This is a genomic window from Streptosporangium sp. DT93 (assembly GCF_049844535.1).
Classification (GTDB): domain Bacteria; phylum Actinomycetota; class Actinomycetes; order Streptosporangiales; family Streptosporangiaceae; genus Streptosporangium.
The window spans coordinates 1-391 of the sequence record NZ_JBNCLF010000084.1 but is presented as its reverse complement, the minus strand read 5'-3'; the positions used below and the strand labels follow the sequence as shown (position 1 = coordinate 391).

Sequence of the window (391 nt, the reverse complement as noted above, 5' to 3'; positions counted from 1 at the left end):
CTCGTCGTCCCCCAGCAGCGACACGTCCCGGTACGACGCCTCCGGGCCGGCCACCATCGCCTCGAACACCCGCAGGTGGTAGTCCCGCAGCAACACGACCTGTTCCGCGGCCAGTTCCCGGGCGTCGTACTCCATTCCGAGGCGCAGACCGCTCGCGCCGGGTTCGCGGCTGATCGACACTCCCAGCGGGAAGTTGGTCCGCGCGACGCCGGGTACGTCCATGTCAGGACCGGTGGGGGCGAGCGCGCCGTCGTCGGCCAGCCTGCCGAACTGGTGGAAGTTGTTGTAGTCGAAGTTCACCTCGAACAGCGCACCGCCGCCGAGCCTGCGCTGCAGCGCCGACAGCGGGTAGCGCCGGTGCGGCAGCAGCTCACGCTCGGCCTCGAACACC

General features: G+C 70.3%; 1 protein-coding gene. It reads right to left on the bottom strand.

All coding sequences use genetic code 11. The annotated features are described in order from the left end of the window. Window positions 1-391: hypothetical protein (locus ACLQ2R_RS39585; RefSeq protein WP_425966553.1), on the bottom strand; the 391-nt coding region annotated here is incomplete at both ends.